The following is an 18,813-nucleotide window of genomic DNA, read 5'->3' on the forward strand; positions in this document are numbered from 1 at the left end:
ACCGCGGAAACGCCCGTCATACGGCGCTCACACGGTGACCGCAATCCGGGTCCGGCCGTCTCTTCGATCACCGGTGGGTGCGGAAGGACTCGGTGAGGTCGTGCGCGAGGAGTTCGGGTTCCTCGTGGGCGGCGAAGTGTCCGCCCCGGGGCATGCGGGTGTACCTGGCGACGTAGTACGTGCGCTCGGCCCGGCTACGGGGCGGCCGGGTGAGGTCGGCCGGGAACAGAGCGACGGCGGTGGGGACGTCGACCCGCTCGACCCTCCTCGTCAGTCCCTGGGCGTACTCGTAGCAGGGCCGGAAGGACGTCGAGACGTTACGGGTGAACCAGTAGAGCGACGCCTGCGTGAGGAGGAAGTCGTCACTGAACCGGGATGACAGGTCTCCACCGCAGTCGCTCGACGCACGGTACTTCTCGACGAGCCAGGCCGGCAGCCCGGCCGGCGAGTCGGCAAGGCCGTAGCTCAGTGTGAGCGGGCGGGTGCTCTGCTGGTACAGGTACCCGCCATCCGCCGCGGACCACGCCGCGACGGAATCGAGGTACTCCCGCTCCTCGGGAGTGACACCGGCCGCGTCGTAGGCGACCGCCGTCAGATGGATGCCCACCACGGCCTCGGGGTGCGCCTCGCCGGGCCGGGAGGTGATGCCGGCGCCCAGGTCGCGCCCGTGCGCCGCGTAGCGCTCGTATCCGAGTTCGTCGCGCAGGAGACGGTGCCAGATCTCATGCGTCTGTGGGGACTCCGTGAGCGAGGGCCGCTGGGGTGAGAAGGCGAACCCGGGCAGCGAGGGGACGATGACGGTGAACGCGTCGGCGGCGTCGCCCCCGTACCGCGACGGCGTGGCCAGGCGGCGGGCGAGGGCGGTCAGTTCGAGGAAGGAGCTGGGCCACCCGTTGGTCAGGATGAGCGGCAGGGCGCCAGGGCGTTCGCCGTCGAAGCGGAGGTGGTGGACGGGGGTGCCGTCGATGTCCGCGAGGTGCGACGGCAGCGCGTTGATGGTGGCTTCGTGAGCCCGCCAGTCGTATGTGGAGGCCCGTGGGTGACGAGGCGCCGCAGTTCGCCGGGGTCGGTGCCGGCCTCCCCTTCGTCGGTGGGCCAAGGGGTCGGCCAGCGGGTGTGGAGCAGTCGTGAGCGCAGGTCGTCCAGCTCCGCCTCGGTGACGGCGAGCATGGGCGGGCGGATGGGCGTGTGGCGGGTCACAGGGGCCTCCATGGCTCCGTTCTCACCTGACGGGGGTGATGACAGGCGCCCCGGTCACATTCCCGGGCGGTCATATTCCTGGCCGGTCGGCCGGGCCGAGTGTCCGGGCGATCGCGTCGCGCGTCGCCTCGCGCGACTCCGGCGCGGCCATGAGGAGCGCATGCATGATCCCCCCTCCAGCAGGGCGTCGAGGCGGGCTGTCCCGTCCGGACCGGCGAAACGGGCGAGAACGCTGCGGCTGTCCTCCGTCCACGTCTGTGTCAGGGTGCGCGGTCCGGGGGTCGCGGAGGGCGGCCAGGTGCGACTCGAAGCCGAGGACCGCGCTGCGGTGCCGGGCGGGGCCTTCATGGACGAGGCCGACCAGGACGTCGACGAAGTGCTCGTGCGTTTCGATGTCCTTGAACCGGTTCTCGAACACCCTGGCCTGCCGCTCGACATGCCGGGCGAACGCCTGCGCCTGGAGACCGGTCAGGCTGGCGAAGTGGTAGGTGACCGACCCGAGTGGCACGTCCGCCCGGGCGGCGATGTGCCGATGCGCCGTCCCCGCCACTCCGTACTCCGCGATGACGTAGAGGGTGACGTCCAGGATGCGTGTCCTGCGGTCGGGGTCGTTGCGACGGGTCCACCGCCCGCCACCTGGTTCGGCGGGCCGGCATTCACCACTGACCGCTTCCTCGGCGGTCTTGCCTTCGGGCGGGCCCGTCGACGGCAGATCGTATGCAGTATGCGTACAACGCACGAGCAGAGCCGTACGCCTCCTCCTTGCTCCTCGACCCCTACCGCAACGCTCTCCCTACGCCGACCTGCGGCAGCCCCGGAACGCTCGCGTGACCAGGAAACTCATCGCGAGAGCCACAGCGGCGAGCAGGGCCGGGGGCGCCCGGACGCCATGCCACCGGAGTACGTGCGCACCAGGCGGTCCGCGGCGGCGGCCAGGCCGAACCGCCGCACGAATCCACGGGCCCGCGCCCCCTGGCGCCCCGGCCGGGCAACCCGTGGAGGCGGCCAGCGAGCACCAGGTTCTCGGTCGCGGTGGCATCGGGTCGGTGCCGGGTTTCTGGGCCACGGGTCCGATCGCCCGGCGTAGCCGGTCCGGGTGGGCCGCCACGTCGATTCCGGCGACGCGAGCCGATCCCGAGTCTGCGGCCGCCGATCGGGAGGCAAGCGCGCCTCCGTCGAGACGCGGCTCCGTCAGCGGAGCGCGCGGGCCAGCAGGTCGCGGTGAGCACCGACCCACGCGAAGGCGTCCCGGACCTCCGTGACCGCGCCGGCGTCGCGGAGGCGGACCATCGCCGGGTCTCCCGCCCGGGCGGCGGCCTCGATGCCCCGTCGGCACCGGTCCTGCCACCACAGGATCGCGGGGATGAGCCCGTCCCGGTCGGTCAGGCCGTACGTGTCGGCGACCAGCCGCAACCGCCGCGCGCTGTCGGCGACATCCTTGACTCGCGGCCCGAGGCGGATGTACTGCCAGCACACGTGAGCGACATCGTGGACGCGTTCGCCCGGCGCCGCCAGGTCCCAGTCGATGAAGGCCACCGGGCGCAGGGTGCCGCCGGCAGGGCGGTAGACCGTGTTCCTGGGCGCGAGGTCGTTGTGGCAGACGACTTCGTGCGCTCCGGCCAGTGCGGTGCCGGCCGTCAGGTCGTGGAACTCGCGTACGAGCCGGGTGACCCGCTCCAGGGACTCCGCCGCGTGCACGGCCGGCGGCTGCTCGCGTGCCCAGGCCACGTGTCCGTCCAGGTAGGTCAGGGTTTCGCGCCCGTCCTCGTCGATGCCGAGGTACCGCGGCGCGCCGGGCCAGCCGTGGGCCTCGAAGAGCTTCAACAGTTCGCCGACGAAGACGGTGGCGGCCGAGGCAGGACGGCGCACCGTGGCGCCGACCCGTACGACGTGCTGGACGAAGCCGCCCGGCAGCGGCGTTTCAGACATTCTGCCGCTGCGGAGGGCTGCCGGTCGTTACGCCCGTGGCGTCCGGGATACCTGTGGCATCCGCCGTGCTCGTGCCACCCGTGCCGCTCGACGCGGGCCATTCGAGGACGGTCAGTTCGGGCCACTGCTCCTGCACCGGGCCGCCTTCGCCTCGTAGACCGACCGCGGCGCGAGGACGGGGTTGGGGCGGACGACGAGGTTGAACACGTCCGACAGTCCGTGCGGCGCGTACACCCGCCACCGGCCGTCCTGCTCCGTGCGCACGCCCAGGCAGCAGGTCGTCGCGGCGAAACGGTCGATGGCGTCCTCGGTGGAGTCGTGCGGCGGGCAGGCCACGCCGAACTTGTCCTCGTACCAGAGGTGGACGCGCGCCTCGTTGCGGATCTCGACCTCGGCGGGCAGCCCGGTGAAGACCTCGCGTCCGGCCTCGATGACCGCGTCCTCCGCCTCCCAGGAGAGGGCCGTGTCGTCGAAGTAGAAGACGTCGTAGTCCTTGATGCCGGCCGTCGGCGGCCTGCCCGTGACCACGTTCCACACGGTCTGGAAAAGGCATCCCGCCGTCACGTACCACCCGGGCAGGCCCAGCGTCGCGGTACGCGACAGCACCTCCGTCAACACGTCGTTGCGGGAGAGCGTCGCACGCAGGGAGTCGAGTTGCCGGTCGCGAGGGAGTCTGCTGATCACCGGCCTTGCCTACCACATTGCGCCCGGCTCACGCCCAGGCCCTTACATCCCTCGCACCCCGGCCGGCGCGGCGGCATCGCGTTCGGCGGCGCGATGGGCCAGTTCCGACCAGTTGTCGGCGTAGGCGCGGGCCAACTGGGCGACGGTTCGCCGGTGGCCCTGCGGGAGGCCGTCCGTGATCTTCTCCCACTCCTCCGGGCTGACGGTGTGGATGCCGAGCAGCCGCAGCAGGGTGCGGCCGGTGTCGCTGTAGCGCAGGGCCGGGTCGCCCATGAGCCGGTTCACGACCCGGCGCCGGTCCGCCACGGGCATCCTGGTGCGCGCCGCCGGACCCCCGGATGCCGGGCGGAGCCCTTGCCCTGGGGGACTGCCGGGACCGCGCCCCTGCTGCCCGCCGCGCTTGCCACGCGCCGCGAGCAGGGGCTCTTCACCGCGGCGGATCCGGTTGCGTACGTCGCGCGCCGTCTCCGGGGAGATGCCGGTCCGCTGCGCGATCTGCCGGAGTGACAGGTCCGGGTCCGCGGCGATGAGTTCGGCGGCCAGCCTGCGGCCCTGGGCGCCGTCGAGCGGGCGGAAGCGGCCGTCCTGGCCGACGCGTCCGCGTTCGGCCGCGCCGCCCGGCATCCGACGGCGGACCTTGGCCACCGTCGCCGGTGCCACTCCCGTGATCGAGGCGATCATCCGGTTCGACCAGATCGGGTGCGAGGCGATGATGCGCTCGGCCGCGCGCTTGCGGTCGGCCTTGGTCAGCGGCAGGCCGTGGCCCGTGTTGGACTCGACGGCGAGGACGAAGGCGTCCGCGTCGTCGCCGTCGAAGAACCGTACGGGGATGGTGGACCAGCCGCGCCGCTCGGCAGCCCGTACCCGGTGTGCGCCGTCGATGACGCGCAGCGTGCCACGGTGGACGATGATGGGTGGCAGCGGTGCGTCGGCGACCGCCAGCAGTTCGATGTGCTCCTGGTTCTCCCCCGAAATCCTCGGCGAATCGCTCACCGACAAGGCACTGATCTCGACGTCGACGACCGTGTGCAGGTCGACCTGCGACTGCCCAGGTTCCACTTGCCCCTCCTCGGTCCGTAATTCCCGTTCGCTCTCCGGCTCCGGAGCGGCGGACGGTTCACGGGTGGGCCCGGTCCCGCCCCCGTACTGCCGGAAGGGCGACCGGTTGGGTGCCGTACCGTTTCTGCCTTTCGGGCTCTTACATCTTTCGGGCTTTTGCGCCTTTCAGCCCATTGCATCTTTCCGACTGTCGGCTTTTCGATCTGCGGACCTTCCAGCCTTGTGGCCTTGTGGTCTTGACCTTGACCTTGACCTTTTGGCCGGAAATTGCGAAAAGGCGGAGGGCGGGAACGGTTCCGGAGCGGCAGAGCGCATCCGCTCGTACGCGCTCCCCCGCTCCGGCCCCGCTCGGCGCGGCGGGCCGGAAACCGGTGGCCCGTCCCCAAGCCGACGGCCCGACGCCGCACCGCCACGGCCGGGTTGTCCCAGGTGGCCGTGGTCGTACGACATCTCCGGCCGGAACCCGCCCGGCTTCCCGTGCCGGGCGTACATGGCTCGAAGATGCCGTTGTGCTGCTGATGCTGAGCCGGTGCGCCGGAGCGGGGAAGGGGGCTCTTGTCCAGGACTTGTCCAGCACTTGTCCGGACTGCTCAGGGCGGGGAGCAGCCCTGTATTCGGACAATTCCGTGGGGACTTGTCCGATGAGAATTTCCTTGAAGTCTCCCGGAGCCGCACGGGTCCCCATCCGCACGGGTCCACAGCCGGACGACTCCGTACGGGGCGGGGAGGGCGGCCGGTCGGCCCCGCGCCCGTACGGATACGTCTTCGCCTCCGTACTCGGCTAGCTCCGCGCGCCGAACACCTGCGTCCACGTCGGCCCGCCGGACGTGTCGTGGGTGCCTATGCCGATTTCCTTGAAGTCGCAGTTGAGGATGTTCGCCCGGTGACCGGGACTGTTCATCCAGCTCTTCATCACCTCGTCGGCGGAACGCTGCCCCCTGGCGATGTTCTCGCCGTACGTGCTCCACCGGTATCCGGCGGCCGTGATGCGGTCCCCCGGGTCCGTACCGTCCGGGCTGGTGTGGTCGAAATAGTTTCTGGCGTCCATGTCCTGGGAGTGACGCCGGGCGGCGGTGACGAGCTGGTCGTTGGCGCGGACGGGTGAACAGCCCTGTTTGGCGCGCTCGGAATTGACCAGCGTGGTGACCTGCTGGGCGAACGCCGACCCGCCGCTTCCGGAACCCGAGGCCGGGACGGGGGCGGGGGCGGCGGAGGACGGGCGCGGAGCCGGGGCGGCCGGTTCGGAGGGCGCCCGCTTCTTCCTCGGGGTGTGCGGCTCCTTGGAGGACGACGCGGACGGAGTCGGGGTGGGGCTCGGACTGTGGCTCGCCTCGGAGGGAGACGGGGTGGGTGTGGTCGCCGAGGGCGTGCCCAGGGGGGCCGACCGGGGTTCCGTCGCGGCACGTGAGGTGCCGGGTTCGTCGTCCGGGCCGCCGGTGATCAACGGCAGCGCGCCGCCCACCGTGGCGAGGGCGGCCGCCGCCACGGCGGCCGCGGTGACGGCGCGACGGCGGCGGACCCGGCGGCTCTCCCGTAGTGCGTCACGGAGCTGGGCCCGGCCGCCTCCCGTGGCCGGGCCGGTGGCCGGAGACGGCGCCGCGCCGCCTGCGGTCGCCGGCATGGCGGAGGCGGACTGCTGGGAAGCGGCGGCCGCGAGGACCGGGGCCTCCATGGTGTCCGGCGCGAGGGCGGCGGCCAGCGGCACCAGGGCCAGGCCGACGAGCAGCCGGTCGGCGGGGACCAGCCCGGACGAGAAGGAGGAACAGACCGTGCATTCGCGGGCGTGCCGCGCGATGCGCTTGCGCCACAGCGCGGAGGGCACCCCGTCCCACTGTTCGGTCACCGTGTCCAGCAGCACGCACCGCGGCGTGGCGGACAGCGCGCGGACGACCACGCGGGAGGCTTCGAGCTGGGACTTCATCCGCTGTACCCGTACGGCCGTGTGCTGGGGTGTCAGCTCCATCGCGGCGGCGACCTCCGCGCGGGACAGTTCGCCGGCCGCTTCCAGCCACCACAGGGAGAGCAGGGCGCGGTCTCCCTCGTCGAGCCAGCGGGTGGCTTCGGCGACCTCCCGGCGCTGTCCGGAAAGGCCGAGGCGGACGATGGTCAGTCCCACGAAGTCGGCGCGGGGGTCGGGGATCTCGTACGCGTCGTCCAGGCCACCGGCGACGGGGGCGGCCTGGTCCTGCCGCCAGTGCGCCCGTATCTGGTTCATCGTGATGGCCACCAGCCAGGACCGGAAGCTGCCCGGGTCACGGAGGTCGCCGAGGCTGCCGAGGGCCCGGAGCATCGTCTCCTGCGCCACGTCGTCAACGTCCGCGTGGCCGTGCAACGCGCGTCCCACGATGTTGTACACCAGGGGCATGGACGCGGTGACGAGCTGGTCCCTGGCCTGCCCGTCCCCCGCCTGCGCGGCCGCAATCACCGCAGGATCGAGTTCGCTGCTCACGCTCTGTCCACTCTCTTTCGGCTCGGGCTTGTTCCGTCCCACGTACAGGAGATGCTGCGGGGGCGAGGCCGATAACAGAAATCGAGCAATCGTCCGTCAGATGCGTACGCGGTCGCACAGGGCGGGCGCGCTGTCCTCCGGGAGGGGCGAAGGGATGCGCCGGAGGTACACCGCCAGGAGCGGCCTTGCCCCACCCGCTCCCGAAATGTCGGGGGAAAGGTTGGGGGAAATGCGTCGCCGGGTGCATCCTTCGGCGTAACTCGTGCGTCTCACGAGAAAGCCACCCTCTCATGTGGCCGTACAGAAGCGGCATTTGGAGAAAACACGTTGAAAACTGGCATCAAGGGCGTACGTCGCCTGTCCGCGACGGCCGTCACCGCCGCGGGAGCCGTTCTGCTGACCGGGACGTTCGCCGCCCCGGCCCAGGCCGCGGCGCCCCAGGCCGCCCCGGCGAAGGCCGCGGTCAAGGCCGCGGCCCCCAAGGCCCCCGCGATCACCGCGGCGGGCGGTTTCGTGATGAACAACGGCAACGGCAAGACAGCCTTCGCCAAGGCGGCGGACAGCCGCCGTTCCATGGGTTCCACCACCAAGATCATGACGGCTCAGGTGGTGCTGTCCCAGAAGAAGCTCAACCTGGACACCAAGGTCACGATCGACAAGGCGTACAGCGACTACATCGTCGCCAAGACCGCCTCGTCGGCCCGGCTCATCGTCGGTGACAAGGTCACTGTCCGCCAGCTCCTGTACGGGCTGATGCTTCCGTCCGGCTGCGACGCGGCGTACGCGCTGGCCGACAAGTTCGGCAGCGGGTCCACGCGGGCGGCGCGGGTGAAGTCGTTCATCGGCCAGATGAACACCGCGGCGAAGAACCTCGGTCTGAAGAACACGCACTTCGACTCGTTCGACGGCATCGGCAACGGTGCGAACTACTCGACGCCGCGTGATCTGACGAAGCTGGCCTCCAGCGCGATGAAGAACGCCACGTTCCGCAGCGTCGTGGGCACCAAGTCCACCAAGCAGAAGGTCACGACGAAGAGCGGCGGCTACCGCTTCATGTCGTGGACCAACACCAACAACCTGCTCGGCAGCTACGCCGGCACCATCGGCGTCAAGACGGGCTCGGGTCCGGAGGCCAAGTACTGCCTGGTCTTCGCGGCCACCCGGAAGGGCAAGACGGTCATCGGTACGGTCCTCGCCTCCTCCTCGGTGGCCAACCGCACCGCCGACGCGAAGAAGCTGCTGGACTACGGCTTGAAGGTGTGACGTAGGGAGAGGGCCTGCCCGCGGCTTCCTGCCGCGGGCAGGCCCTTTCCCATGCCGCCCTCCGGGACGGCGGGACCCGGTGGTGTCCTCCGGTGGTGGGGGTGCCCCCAGGCGGGGACGGGGGCGGGCCGCATTCTCCGCGCGGGGGCGCACCTCTAGCGTCCTTGCTCATGACCAACTCCGCACGGACGCTTCCTCCCTCGCCCCCTCCGCCACCGGGCCCGCCCCCGCCACCGGACTCGCCTTCGACTCCGCAGCCGCCTTCGCTCCCGGCCCGGCCCTCCTCCCCGGCTCCGCGCCGTCGCGGGCTCCTGGTGTTCCTCGCCGTGGCCAACCTGGGCATGTGGGCAGCCATGGCGCCCCTCCTGCTCACGGGATTCCGGCGGGAGAGCGCCCGGTCGGTGACCGGCACGCTGGAGGAGGTGTGCATCTCGGCCGCGATGTTCGCCCCGGCGCTCGCCGCGGTCCTCGTCGTCCGGTACGTGGACCGCGCCGGCCGGCTACGGGACGTCCTCGCCTTACGGTGGCCCCGGCCCCACGGCCGCACCGTGCGCTCCTGCCTGCTGGCCCTCGCGATCCCGGCGGCGCTGACCGCCGTAGCGCTCGGCGTCGGAACCGTGGCCGGGCACTATCCCTTCGGTGTGCGGTGGGAGGGGCTCGCTCCCTGGGCCGCCGCCATGCTGCTCCAGATGCTGGTCTCCCTGCCGCTGTTCTTCGGCGAGGAACTGGGCTGGCAGGGCTACCTCTTCCCCCGTCTGGCACGGGACGGCAGGGGCGCGCGCCTGGTGTGGGCGTACGTGGGCACCGGCGCCGCCTTCGCGCTGTGGCACCTGCCGACCCTGCTGATGGGCGGACAGTATCCCGGCCGGCCCTGGTACGTGTCCGTACCCGCCATGGTGATCACCTGTGCACTCATCCTTCCGGTCTTCACCTGGCTGCGGCTGTGCTCCGCGTCGGTGGTGCCCGCGGTCCTCGGCCACACCTTCGTGAGCACGGCGGGCGTGGGCATGGTCAAGGTGTTCGCCTCGCCGGACGCTCCCTTGGACCCCCTGCACATGGGGCTGACCGGCTGGCCCGGCTGGATCGTCACGGCCGCGTTCGTCGGCTTCCTCGCGCTGACCGGGCGGCTCCGGCCGTCCACGTACGCCCCGGGCGGCCGCCGGCACCCCTCCGCGCCCCGCCCGTACCCGGGTGCCGGAGCCGCCGTGGCCCGGTGAGCAGGCTCGGGGCGAAGCCGTCAATCATGGGCCGGGAGAGCTGTCACTGGTCGGGGGTGGCCGGCACGGACCCGTGGTGGCCGAGGCGGGAGGCGACAGGCCGGCCGGAGGCCACGGAGGCAGCGGATTTCATGCGTTCCTCGTCGTACTGCTTCCAGTCGGCGGGCGGCCAGGTCGCCTCGGGGGCCGCGAGCGAACGGTCGATGTGCTCCCGCAGCCCCTCACCGAAGAAGTCGGACACCTGCCGTACCAGCTTCAGCGCCTCGATGGTGCCCGAGCTGAGGGGCCTGGCCATCCGGTCGGTGCCGCCCGGCACACTGCGCGGGGCGACGTGCGCGTGGTGCGCCGCCCGCAGCGCGTGGCTGTGCAGGCCGGCGCACGCGTAACCGACCGCCAGGGCGATCCGCCGCACCGCGTCGTCCACCCCGCGGGTCAGCTCGCCGGCGCCCAGGAGCGTCTGGTGCGGGCTGCCGGGCCCTTCGAGTCCGTCCGCCGTGCGGGGCGGAAGCTTTTTCTCCTCGGCGTCGAGCAGCCGGTGCGCCCGTTCCATGACGGTCGCGACGAAGGCCAGCTCTTCCAGGTCGATGGAGTGGGTCATGGCGGTCCTCCCGTGCCGTGTGCGTACAACGGCACCGTAGGGACGGCCGGTCCCATACATGACCCGATCCGCCAAAAGCAGACCCATTGGAGTTACGGACGGACCTCCTCCGGTACGCCGACGGCCCGTCAGTGCGCGATGGAGTCGATGAGGTCGCGTGCTCCCTGGCGCAGCAGCGCGACGGCGACGGACGTGCCCAGGGTGGCCGGGTCGAGCGGCCCGGCCCACTCGTGGGCATTGAGCACGGTCTTGCCGTCGGGGGTGAACACGCAGGCGCGCAGCGACAGTTCGCCGCGACGTTCGGTCTTCGCGTACCCGGCGATCGGCGAGTTGCAGTGGCCCTGCAGCACGTGCAGGAACATGCGTTCGGCGGTCGCCTCCCGGAAGGCGTCGCGGTCGCCGAGCGCGCTGACCGCGTCAATGGTGCCGGTGTCGTCCTCGCGGCACTGGAGGGCGAGGATGCCGGCGCCGATGGGCGGGCACATCGTCTCGGCCGACAGGATCTCGGTGATGACGTCGCGGCGGCCGATGCGCTCCAGGCCGGAGACGGCCAGCAGAAGGGCGTCGGCGTCCCCCGCGTGCAGTTTCTCCAGACGGCGGTTGGCGTTGCCGCGCATCGGCACGCACTCCAGGTGCGGATACGAGGCGGCGAGCTGCGCGACACGGCGTACGGAGGACGTGCCGACGCGCGTGCCGTCGGGCAGCCGGTCGAGGGTGCTCCCGCCGGGGTGGACGAGGGCGTCGCGGATGTCGTCGCGCTTGAGGAAGGCCGCGAAGGTCGTACCGGCGGGCAGGGGGCGGTCGGCCGGGATGTCCTTGACGCAGTGCACGGCGAGGTCCGCCTCCCCGTCCAGCAGCGCGGCGTCCACTTCCTTGGTGAAAGCGCCCTTGCCGCCGAGTGCGGACAGGTCGCCCATCCAGCGGTCGCCGGACGTCGTGACGGGCACGACCTCCGTACGGACTCCGGGGTGCCGGGCGGCCAGTTCACCGCGGACGCGCTCCACTTGGGCGAGCGCCATGGGCGAGGAACGCGAGACGATGCGGATCAGTTCAGGGGCGGACATGGCGTACACCCTAGGGCGTCGGGGCCCGGGTCCGGCTCGGCGGACACTTGGACACGGGGCGGGGACGGAAGGGGGAATCGGGGGCAGGAGGCGGAACGGAGCGGGCCGGGTGGGTACGGCGGGTAGGGGACGGCGAGAGATGCCGGGCATCGTGTCCTCGTCGTCGTCCTCGTCCGGCGCTGTCCTCGTCCGGCGCACTCCTCGCCCGGCGCAGTCCTCGTCCGGCGCCCGCTCTGTGCTGTTCAGGCCACCGCGGCGCCGCCTAGGGCGACGATCGTGGACGCTTTTCCCGATCCCTACATAGACATCGACGGTCACGGGGCCGAGGCGGACGCCGCTGCTGTTCGCGCTGATGAGCGGGTACGGGCACTTCACCGCCATGCAGGTCAGGGACGGCCGGGTGCGCGGGATGGGGTTCCACCTCGCCCGGTTGGACGCGGCCACCCGTGAACTCTTCGGTGAGCGGCTGGACGGTGACCTGGTCCGCGAACGGGTCCGGCACGCACTGGGCCGGGAAGCCTTGCGCGACGCTTCCGTCCGGGTGTACGTCTACCGCCCGCAGCCGGGTGACGGGCCGGTCACGCTGGTGACCGTACAGCCGCCCGCGCCCGAGCCCGCGGCCGCGCAACGGCTCCGCAGCGTTCCGTACCAGCGGCCGGCCGCCCGCATCAAGCACCTGGGTGAGTTCGGGCAGGGCCTCCACCTGCGGCGGGTCACGGCGGCCGGGTTCGACGAGGGCCTGCTGGTGGCGTCGGACGGCACGGTCGCCGAGGGCACCATCACCAACGTCGGTTTCGTCGCGGGCGACACGGTCGTCTGGCCGGACGCGCCCGCTCTGGCAGGCACCGCGATGCTGGTACTCCGTCAGGAGCTGGAACGGGCCGACGTGCCCTGGCGCGAGCAAGCCGTGCACCTCGACGACCTGGCGTCCTTCGACGGCGCCTTCGTCAGCAACTCGCGTGGCGTCGCCGCTGTCGCGCTCGTCGACCACGTCCCTTTCCCCGTGGACGCCGGGCTGGTCGGTACCGTCACGGGCTTGTATGCGGCCGCGCCGTGGGACGTCATCTGAAACTGACGGTTGGTGAGGCTCTGACGGGTGGTGAGGCGGGGCCGTGGAGAGCGGGCCGCAGGGGCGTCGTCACCCCGTTCGCCCGTCCCGGCGTGCGGACCGGCGAAGGCTGGGTCAAGGTCATCTCGTCAGGTCCACCCACCTCAGTCTCAGGAGAGTCACATGCTTCGTAACGTCGCGATCACCCTCGCCGGTGTCACGGCGGCCGGTTTCCTGGCCGCCGGGCCCGCCGCCGCCGACTCGGGCGGTGGCGCCGCCGCGGCAGGCGCGTACGGCTCCGGCGGCTACTCGTCGGAGAACACCCTCGGCGGGTACCGCCACTACAACGTCGGCGGCCCCACGGGTGTCACCGCCACCGGCGCCGCCTACGCCCACAGCAAGGCGAGCGGCGAGTTCGACTACGGCCGCTACTTCAAGGCCGTCTGGCGCTGACCCGGACACACGTCGGCCGCCGACGGACGCGCCCCGCGTCCTTCCACGGCGCGGGGGCGCGCAGGCACCGTCCGGTCGCACGCCGACGGCCCCGTGGCACCGGCTGTCACCTCCCCTTCACGCACGTGTCCGGACGCCCTTCACCGGGCATCCCGACGGCGGCCGCTGCCACACGCCAAGCCTGCCGCACGGCTCCAGCACTCCGTAGCGGATGACGGAACGCAGACGGAGCGGCCCCTGCCGGAAGCTTTCGGCGGGGGCCGCTCCGCTGCCCGGGCATCGGCGCCGGTCAGCCGTTCCCGTGCACCGTCAGCTGTGGCTCCGCTCCGGGGTCTCCAGGACCAGGACGGGAATCTCACGGTCGGTCTTCTGCTGGTAGTCGGCGTAGTCGGGGAACGCCTCGACCGCGCGTCCCCACCACAACGCCTTCTCCTCGCCCGTCACCTCACGGGCCACCAGGTCCATGCGGACGGGCCCGTCCTGCAACTCCACCCGGGGGTCCGCCACGATGTTGTGGTACCAGACCGGATGCTTGGGAGCACCGCCCAGCGAGGCGACGACGGCGTAGCTGCCCTCGTGCTCCACCCGCATCAGCGGGGACTTGCGGAGCTTGCCCGACTTGGCGCCACGGGTCGTCAGGACGATGACCGGCAGGCCCCGCATCGTCGTCCCCTTGGTACCGCCGCTGCTCTCGTACAGCTCGACCTGGTCACGTACCCACTTCTCCGGGCTCGGCTCGTACTCGCCCTCAAGTGGCATGGCATCCGTCCCATCGTCGCATCGTCGTCCGCCCGAGCGGGCGTGGTGTCGTACGGTTCCGCCCACGGGCGGAACCGACCTGACCTTTCCTCAACACAGGGGGCGTACGCAATCTTCCCGCGGGGTGTCGTGGCCGGTGGCGGGCCCGGAGAGCTACCGCGCCGCCGACGCCCCCGCTCCGCTCATGGCTGCCTTGTGCTGGCGGCCCGCCAGGCGGGAACCGGATTCGCGTCGGGTGGTCCTGCGCAACAGCGGTACGGCGAGGAGGAAGCCGACGACGGCCCACGCGGTGAGGACCAGGGCGACCGTGGGAAGCTGCCAGGAGCCCGACACCTCGGCGGCGACCGCGCTCTCCGGCAGCAACGCCGACCGCAGCCCCTGGGCCAGCCACTTGAGCGGGAACACCGAGGCTATCTGCTGCACGAGCTGCGGCATCCGGGACAACGGGAACATCGTCCCGGAGATCATGAGCAGCGCCATGGAGGGCAGCACGATCAGGGCCAGCGCCTCACGCGGGTTGGGCAGGACGGCGCCGATGGCGGCGCCGAGCGGCACGACCGCGAGCAGTCCGAGGCCGGTGACCCAGAGCAGGGTGAGCCACTGTGCGGGGCCGGCCGGCAGCGGGCCGTCGGCCAGCGCCGCGCCCGCCGCGAGCAGCACGACGAGACTGCCGACGGCCGTGCCCAGGATCAGCAGCGCCTTGGCCACCAGGTACGCCGGTATGCCGCCCGGTGTGGCCCGCAGCCGCAGCAGCGCGCCCTCTTCACGTTCCGTGACGAGCATCTGCGGGACGGTCAGCACGCCGAGCTGGAAGAGCAGATAGGCGCAGAACCCGACCATCATCAGGTGGCCCATCGACAGCTCCGTGCCGGGTACGGTGCCGCTGATGGTCATGGCGAGCACGACGGCCACCACGACGTTCGCCAGATGGCCGCTCAGCTCCTTCTTGCTGCGCAGGAGTTGGCGCAGCTCGATGCCTCCGCGCCGGACCCCCGCCCGCAGAATGCGCTGCGGTCCCGTCCCCCTCATGCGGCACTGTCCTCTCGGTCCCCGGAGTCCCCTGGGTGTCGGTTCTCGGTGTTCACCATGTGCAGGTAGGTGTCCTCCAGTGTCGGGCGGCGCACCTCCAGGTCGGCTATCGGTCCGCCGATGTCGCGGTGCAGTTCCCACACCAACCGGGAAGGGTCTTCGGTGCGTTCCCTGCGCGGGGTGCCGTCCCGGGCCGTCCAGCGCACCTCGGCGCGCGCCGCGGCCTGCCGGGCCAGTTCGGCCGGGGTGCCGCAGACGCGGATGCGCCCGTCGACCAGCACGGCGATGCGGTCGGCGAGGCGTTCGGCCTCGATGAGGTCGTGGGTGGTGAGCAGGACCGTGACGCCTTCGTCGACGGCGAGCTTCTCGACCAGGACGTGGAAGTCGTAGCGCGCCTCCGGGTCGAAGCCGGTGGTGGGCTCGTCGAGGAAGAGCAGCTCGGGGCGGCCGACGATGCCGAGGGCGACGTCGAGGCGGCGGCGTTGGCCGCCGGAGAGCCTGCTCACCAGTTGGTCCGTCTGCGCGGTGAGGCCGACGACGTCGAGCAGGTCCTTCGGGTCGCGCGGGTCGGGGTAGTACTCGGCGAAGTGTCCGACCAGCTCGCCCACCCGCCACCTGCCGTGGTCACGCCAGGACTGCAGGACGAGGCCGAGCCGTCCGCGCCAGGCGTCGTCGCCGCGCACCGGGTCCGTGCCGAGCACGTGCACGTCGCCCGACGAGCGCCGGCGGAAGCCTTCGAGTATCTCGACGGTGGTGGTCTTCCCGGCGCCGTTCGGCCCGAGCAGGGCGAAGATTTCGCCGCGGTGGATGTCCAGGTCGACGCCTTGCAGCACTTCCCTGGGGCCGTAGGTCATGCGCAGGTCGCGGACCTGCACCACGGGTTCGGGCGCGGTCACCGGCGGGCCTCCGTTCGCATGGACTGGTTGCTCGCCGGGCCCGTACCGGCGGAGCGGGTACGGGGCGTGGCGTCTTCGGGCGGAGGGGTCGCATCCCCGGGAGACGGGCCCTTGGCGGCTCCTTCGACGATGGCCCGCAGTGCTGCCACATGTCCCTCGAATGCGGTCCGGCCCCGGTCGGTGAGCCGGACCTTCGTCCGGCGCTTGCGTCCGCCGCCCTCCTTCTGGACCTCCAGGTACTGGGCCTCCTCCAGCGTGTGGAGCTGTTTGGAGAGCGCCGAGTCGCTGAGCGAGAGGCTGTCCCGGATGAACGGGAAGTCCGCCCATTCGGTGGCGGCGAGCAGCGCGACCACCGAGAGCCGGGTGGACGGGTGGATCAGTTCGTCGAATCCGGTGGGGGTACTCATCGACGGCTCCCATAGTGGCGCATCGGGGCGAAGGCCCATCGGTTGGCGGGCGCGGTGACGAGCAGGAAGAGGCCGGCGCATATCGTGGCCTGCACCAGGCTGCCGTACGGCATGTCCGCCCACTCGACCAGCCAGGAGGTGAGCCCGATGCTCGTCCCGCCCAGGGCAGCGGCCACGACGAACACGGCGTACACGCGCCAGGTGTAGCGCGAGCGGTGCAGCCGCACCCGCGACTTGCGGCTCGACCGCACCCCCAAGGCGGCCAGGGCGCCCACATACGCCACCAGGATCACCCAGAGCGACCAGCTTGGGAGGTCGAGCCCGCTGACGGCCAGGTAGGCCCACATCACCGCCGCGATCGGCAGGTACCCCCGACGCCCTGTCACGGTGCAGCGTTCCAATTCGTCGTAGACCCGCTCCTGCGGGACGCGGATTCTCTGCAGGTCAGCCCATGCCTGCTCGGCGTCCATCGGTGTGCCCATGCACATCGCCCCCCTGAAACCTTGACGTGCCGAATCTCCGGCGGCCGATACCCGGCCGCCGACTTTCCCACTAGGAAAGTTAGCGCAGACTTTCCCGGCGGGCAAGTCGAAACGGCGATGTCGACGGATGAGCCGTGCGGAAGGGCCCGTCACGGCAAGGACCGCAGGCGACGAGGTAGTTCACGCGGACTGCCCTTCGAGCACGCGCCCGCCGACCGCCCACGAATCCGAGCCCGGCCGAACCGCCGCCCATGCCAGGCTGACGCGTATAGGAGATCACCCACATCACGCATCGGCACGCCGCAGCTACGACATCGTGGCCGAGGAGTACGCGGCCCGGATGCGCGACGAACTCGCCGGAAACCCCCTCGACCGCGCGCTTCTCGCCGTTCTCCTGGAGCGGACGGAACCGGGCGGAACGGTTGCCGGACTGGGCTGCGGCCCGGGCACGTGGCGGCCTGGCTCGCCGGGCACGGTGTACACACAGTCGGCAACGACCTGTCCGCGGGCATGGTCGAGGCCGGTCGTCGGCGGTTCGCGCAGGTGGAGTTCCGGGAGGACGACCTGCTCTCACCGCGCGGGACGGCCCCCGGGCCCGTCGGAGCCGCTGCCGTCAGACGACGGTCCGGTCGACGCCATGGACGGTCGGCTTCGCCGATGCGGCTCAGGCGATCCAGTGCGGTCGGCTGGTGGCCGCCGAGGACGGGAGGCCGTCCGCGAGCGCCGTGGCCATGCGGTGCACTGCCTCACGGAGGGTGTCGGGAGGGGCGGTGTAAGGGATGCGGAGGCGCTGCGTGAAGACGCCCGGGTCGGTGGCGAAGTAGGCGCCGCCCTCGATCCGTACCCCGTAGTCCAGTGCTCGTTCGGCCAGCTCCGCGGCTATGGGTTCGCCCAGGTCGGCCCACAGGGACAGGCCGCCGGGCGGCTGTTGCCAGGTCCAGTGCGGGAGGTGTTCGGCCAGGGCGGCGGTGAGGGCGGCGCGTTGGGTACGCAACTGCTCCAAGCGGGTCGGCAGCAGCTCGGCGGACCGGTCCAGCAGGTCCAGGGCCACGAGTTGGTCCAGGACCGAGCCGCCCATGTCGGTGGCGATCCGCTGCCCGGCGAGTTCGGTGACGAGCTGGGCGGGTGCGCGCAGCCAGCCGATGCGCAGGCCCGCCCAGTGGGTCTTGCTCATCGAACCGGTGGTGATGACCTGGCCGCTCCCTCCCGGGGCGGCGAAGGAGGCGAAGGGCTGCGGGGCGGGGCCGTCGAGGGCGAGGTCGCTCAGGGTCTCGTCGACGACCAGCCAGGTCGCGGAGTGCTGGGCGGCGTGCAGGATGGCGGTGCGCTGCCCCGCGGGCATGAGGCAGCCGGTCGGGTTGTGGAAGTCGGGGATCAGGTAGGCCAGGCGGTGCACGGACCGGCGCAGGGACGAGGTGACGGTCTCGGTGTCCCAGCCGGCCTCGGTCACGGGGAGCGGCACGGTACGCAGCCGGGCGCGCCGCAGGGCTTCCAGGGCGTTCGGGTAGGACGGGTTCTCGACCAGGACCCGGTCGCCGGGGCGGCACAGCAGGCCGAGGACGAGCGTGAGCGCGTGCTGCGCGCCGGAGGTCACCAGGATTTGGTCGGGCACGGTGGCCAGGCCCCGTCGGGTGAAGCGTGCGGCGATGGCGGCGCGCAGTTCCGGCAGGCCGTACGGGTGGTAGCCGGGCGTGCCGACGTGCTCGGCGAGCTGGGGTGACACCCTGGCGAGGGCGTCGGCGAGGGTCCGGTGCGGCAGGGCGGGCGCGGCCCTGGCCAGGTCGATCGCGGTGTCCCGGGGCCCGAGGAGCCGTGTCACGCCGTGGGGCGTACGGCCTGCGGGCAGGGCCGTCCAGGTGCCCGAGCCCTGTCGGCTGTGCGCGAACCCGCTCTCGCGCAGCAGGTCGTAGACGGCCGTGACGGTGGCCCGGCTGACGCCGAGGGCCGGGGCGAGTTCGCGTTCGGCGGGGAGTCTGACGTGCAGCGCGATGCGCCCGTCCAGGATCAGCTCACTGATCGCCTGCGCCAAGTGGCGGTAGGCGGGCCGGGCCCGCGCGGGGTCGGGGAGCAGCGCGGCCAGGTGCCCGCTGCCCAGAGTGCGGCCCGCGTGCCCTGTGCCGTTCAGGGGTTGGGACGGCCCGGAACCTGCCATGCCCCTCGCCCTCGCCTCCCCGGCACCTCCTGGGGCCGTCCTGTCGCTCCGCTCAGCCAGACCACTTCCCCGGCAATGGCCATGTTCTGCCAGCCGATCACTGTACAGAGTCGCTCCGGTGGCC

The 18,813-nt window shown here is 71.9% G+C and carries 17 protein-coding genes and 1 pseudogene; 4 read left to right on the forward strand and 14 right to left on the reverse strand.

What is annotated here, in order from left to right; translation table 11 throughout:
- Positions 1–67: 67 nt before the first annotated feature.
- From AB0A97_RS24405 to AB0A97_RS24430, 6 genes and pseudogenes are all read right to left on the reverse strand, one after another.
- Positions 68–1,099 (reverse strand): epoxide hydrolase family protein, encoded by a 1,032-nt coding sequence (locus AB0A97_RS24405; protein ID WP_361153604.1) that lies wholly within the window; start codon positions 1,097–1,099, stop codon positions 68–70.
- A 171-nt stretch (positions 1,100–1,270) separates the two neighbouring features.
- Positions 1,271–1,939 carry a TetR family transcriptional regulator gene (locus tag AB0A97_RS24410; RefSeq protein ID WP_361153607.1) on the reverse strand — a complete coding sequence of 223 codons (669 nt, stop codon included), beginning with the start codon at positions 1,937–1,939 and terminating at the stop codon, positions 1,271–1,273.
- A 452-nt stretch (positions 1,940–2,391) separates the two neighbouring features.
- The gene (locus AB0A97_RS24415) at positions 2,392–3,129 is read right to left on the reverse strand and encodes a phosphotransferase (RefSeq protein ID WP_361153610.1); all 738 of its coding nucleotides are present in this window, start codon (positions 3,127–3,129) and stop codon (positions 2,392–2,394) included.
- A gap of 91 nt (positions 3,130–3,220) precedes the next feature.
- Positions 3,221–3,813, reverse strand: a pseudogene (locus AB0A97_RS24420) (nucleotidyltransferase family protein); the annotation flags it as partial.
- 42 nt (positions 3,814–3,855) lie between these two features.
- On the reverse strand, positions 3,856–4,872 hold the full coding sequence (locus AB0A97_RS24425) for a ParB N-terminal domain-containing protein (protein WP_361153613.1): 1,017 nt from the start codon (positions 4,870–4,872) through the stop codon (positions 3,856–3,858).
- Positions 4,873–5,653: 781 nt separating this feature from the next.
- Entirely contained in the window at positions 5,654–7,321 is a 1,668-nt protein-coding gene (locus tag AB0A97_RS24430) for a sigma-70 family RNA polymerase sigma factor (RefSeq protein ID WP_361153616.1), read from the reverse strand.
- A gap of 327 nt (positions 7,322–7,648) precedes the next feature.
- Between AB0A97_RS24430 and AB0A97_RS24435 the strand changes: the two genes are divergently transcribed.
- Complete coding sequence (locus AB0A97_RS24435) at positions 7,649–8,584, forward strand: D-alanyl-D-alanine carboxypeptidase (RefSeq protein WP_361153619.1); 936 nt, start codon at positions 7,649–7,651, stop codon at positions 8,582–8,584.
- Between the two features lie 326 nt (positions 8,585–8,910).
- On the forward strand, positions 8,911–9,801 hold the full coding sequence (locus AB0A97_RS24440) for a CPBP family intramembrane glutamic endopeptidase (protein ID WP_361153622.1): 891 nt from the start codon (positions 8,911–8,913) through the stop codon (positions 9,799–9,801).
- A gap of 43 nt (positions 9,802–9,844) precedes the next feature.
- Here the strand turns inward: AB0A97_RS24440 and AB0A97_RS24445 are convergent, their stop codons facing one another.
- Both AB0A97_RS24445 and hemC read right to left on the reverse strand, forming a co-directional pair.
- A complete protein-coding gene (locus AB0A97_RS24445; protein WP_361153625.1) occupies positions 9,845–10,399 on the reverse strand; it encodes a hypothetical protein in 555 nt (184 codons plus the stop codon).
- Positions 10,400–10,527: 128 nt separating this feature from the next.
- Positions 10,528–11,463, reverse strand: a complete 936-nt coding sequence (hemC, locus tag AB0A97_RS24450) for a hydroxymethylbilane synthase (protein ID WP_361153627.1) — start codon at positions 11,461–11,463, stop codon at positions 10,528–10,530.
- 352 nt (positions 11,464–11,815) lie between these two features.
- Between hemC and AB0A97_RS24455 the strand changes: the two genes are divergently transcribed.
- Positions 11,816–12,532 carry an aminotransferase class IV gene (locus AB0A97_RS24455; RefSeq protein WP_361153630.1) on the forward strand — a complete coding sequence of 239 codons (717 nt, stop codon included), beginning with the start codon at positions 11,816–11,818 and terminating at the stop codon, positions 12,530–12,532.
- Positions 12,533–12,694: 162 nt separating this feature from the next.
- On the forward strand, positions 12,695–12,964 hold the full coding sequence (locus AB0A97_RS24460; RefSeq protein ID WP_361153632.1) for a hypothetical protein: 270 nt from the start codon (positions 12,695–12,697) through the stop codon (positions 12,962–12,964).
- A 309-nt stretch (positions 12,965–13,273) separates the two neighbouring features.
- Here the strand turns inward: AB0A97_RS24460 and AB0A97_RS24465 are convergent, their stop codons facing one another.
- From AB0A97_RS24465 to AB0A97_RS24490, 6 genes are all read right to left on the reverse strand, one after another.
- On the reverse strand, positions 13,274–13,723 hold the full coding sequence (locus tag AB0A97_RS24465; RefSeq protein WP_361153635.1) for a nitroreductase family deazaflavin-dependent oxidoreductase: 450 nt from the start codon (positions 13,721–13,723) through the stop codon (positions 13,274–13,276).
- A 153-nt stretch (positions 13,724–13,876) separates the two neighbouring features.
- Positions 13,877–14,752 carry an ABC transporter permease gene (locus AB0A97_RS24470; RefSeq protein WP_361153638.1) on the reverse strand — a complete coding sequence of 292 codons (876 nt, stop codon included), beginning with the start codon at positions 14,750–14,752 and terminating at the stop codon, positions 13,877–13,879.
- A complete protein-coding gene (locus AB0A97_RS24475) occupies positions 14,749–15,606 on the reverse strand; it encodes an ABC transporter ATP-binding protein (protein WP_361153995.1) in 858 nt (285 codons plus the stop codon). Before AB0A97_RS24475 ends, AB0A97_RS24470 begins: the two co-directional genes overlap by 4 nt.
- A 38-nt stretch (positions 15,607–15,644) precedes the next feature.
- Positions 15,645–16,055, reverse strand: coding sequence for a transcriptional regulator (locus AB0A97_RS24480; RefSeq protein WP_361153641.1), 411 nt, complete (start codon positions 16,053–16,055; stop codon positions 15,645–15,647).
- Positions 16,052–16,537, reverse strand: a complete 486-nt coding sequence (locus AB0A97_RS24485; RefSeq protein WP_361153644.1) for a hypothetical protein — start codon at positions 16,535–16,537, stop codon at positions 16,052–16,054. The genes AB0A97_RS24480 and AB0A97_RS24485 overlap by 4 nt, the downstream gene beginning before the upstream one ends.
- A gap of 664 nt (positions 16,538–17,201) precedes the next feature.
- Positions 17,202–18,689, reverse strand: a complete 1,488-nt coding sequence (locus tag AB0A97_RS24490; RefSeq protein WP_361153646.1) for a PLP-dependent aminotransferase family protein — start codon at positions 18,687–18,689, stop codon at positions 17,202–17,204.
- Positions 18,690–18,813: the final 124 nt, after the last annotated feature.

This window comes from Streptomyces sp. NPDC045470, assembly GCF_040646595.1.
In the GTDB taxonomy this organism is placed as follows: Bacteria; Actinomycetota; Actinomycetes; order Streptomycetales; family Streptomycetaceae; genus Streptomyces.

Excerpts from the sequence above, each read along its gene's own strand:
- AB0A97_RS24415 (WP_361153610.1), bottom strand. The coding sequence starts at position 3,129 with ATGTCTGAAACGCCGCTGCCGGGCGGCTTCGTCCAGCACGTCGTACGG.
- AB0A97_RS24445 (WP_361153625.1), bottom strand. The coding sequence starts at position 10,399 with ATGACCCACTCCATCGACCTGGAAGAGCTGGCCTTCGTCGCGACCGTC.
- hemC (WP_361153627.1), bottom strand. The coding sequence starts at position 11,463 with ATGTCCGCCCCTGAACTGATCCGCATCGTCTCGCGTTCCTCGCCCATG.
- AB0A97_RS24455 (WP_361153630.1), top strand. The coding sequence starts at position 11,816 with ATGAGCGGGTACGGGCACTTCACCGCCATGCAGGTCAGGGACGGCCGG.
- AB0A97_RS24460 (WP_361153632.1), top strand. The coding sequence starts at position 12,695 with ATGCTTCGTAACGTCGCGATCACCCTCGCCGGTGTCACGGCGGCCGGT.
- AB0A97_RS24465 (WP_361153635.1), bottom strand. The coding sequence starts at position 13,723 with ATGCCACTTGAGGGCGAGTACGAGCCGAGCCCGGAGAAGTGGGTACGT.
- AB0A97_RS24470 (WP_361153638.1), bottom strand. The coding sequence starts at position 14,752 with ATGAGGGGGACGGGACCGCAGCGCATTCTGCGGGCGGGGGTCCGGCGC.
- AB0A97_RS24475 (WP_361153995.1), bottom strand. The coding sequence starts at position 15,606 with ATGACCTACGGCCCCAGGGAAGTGCTGCAAGGCGTCGACCTGGACATC.
- AB0A97_RS24480 (WP_361153641.1), bottom strand. The coding sequence starts at position 16,055 with ATGAGTACCCCCACCGGATTCGACGAACTGATCCACCCGTCCACCCGG.
- AB0A97_RS24485 (WP_361153644.1), bottom strand. The coding sequence starts at position 16,537 with ATGGGCACACCGATGGACGCCGAGCAGGCATGGGCTGACCTGCAGAGA.
- AB0A97_RS24490 (WP_361153646.1), bottom strand. The coding sequence starts at position 18,689 with ATGGCAGGTTCCGGGCCGTCCCAACCCCTGAACGGCACAGGGCACGCG.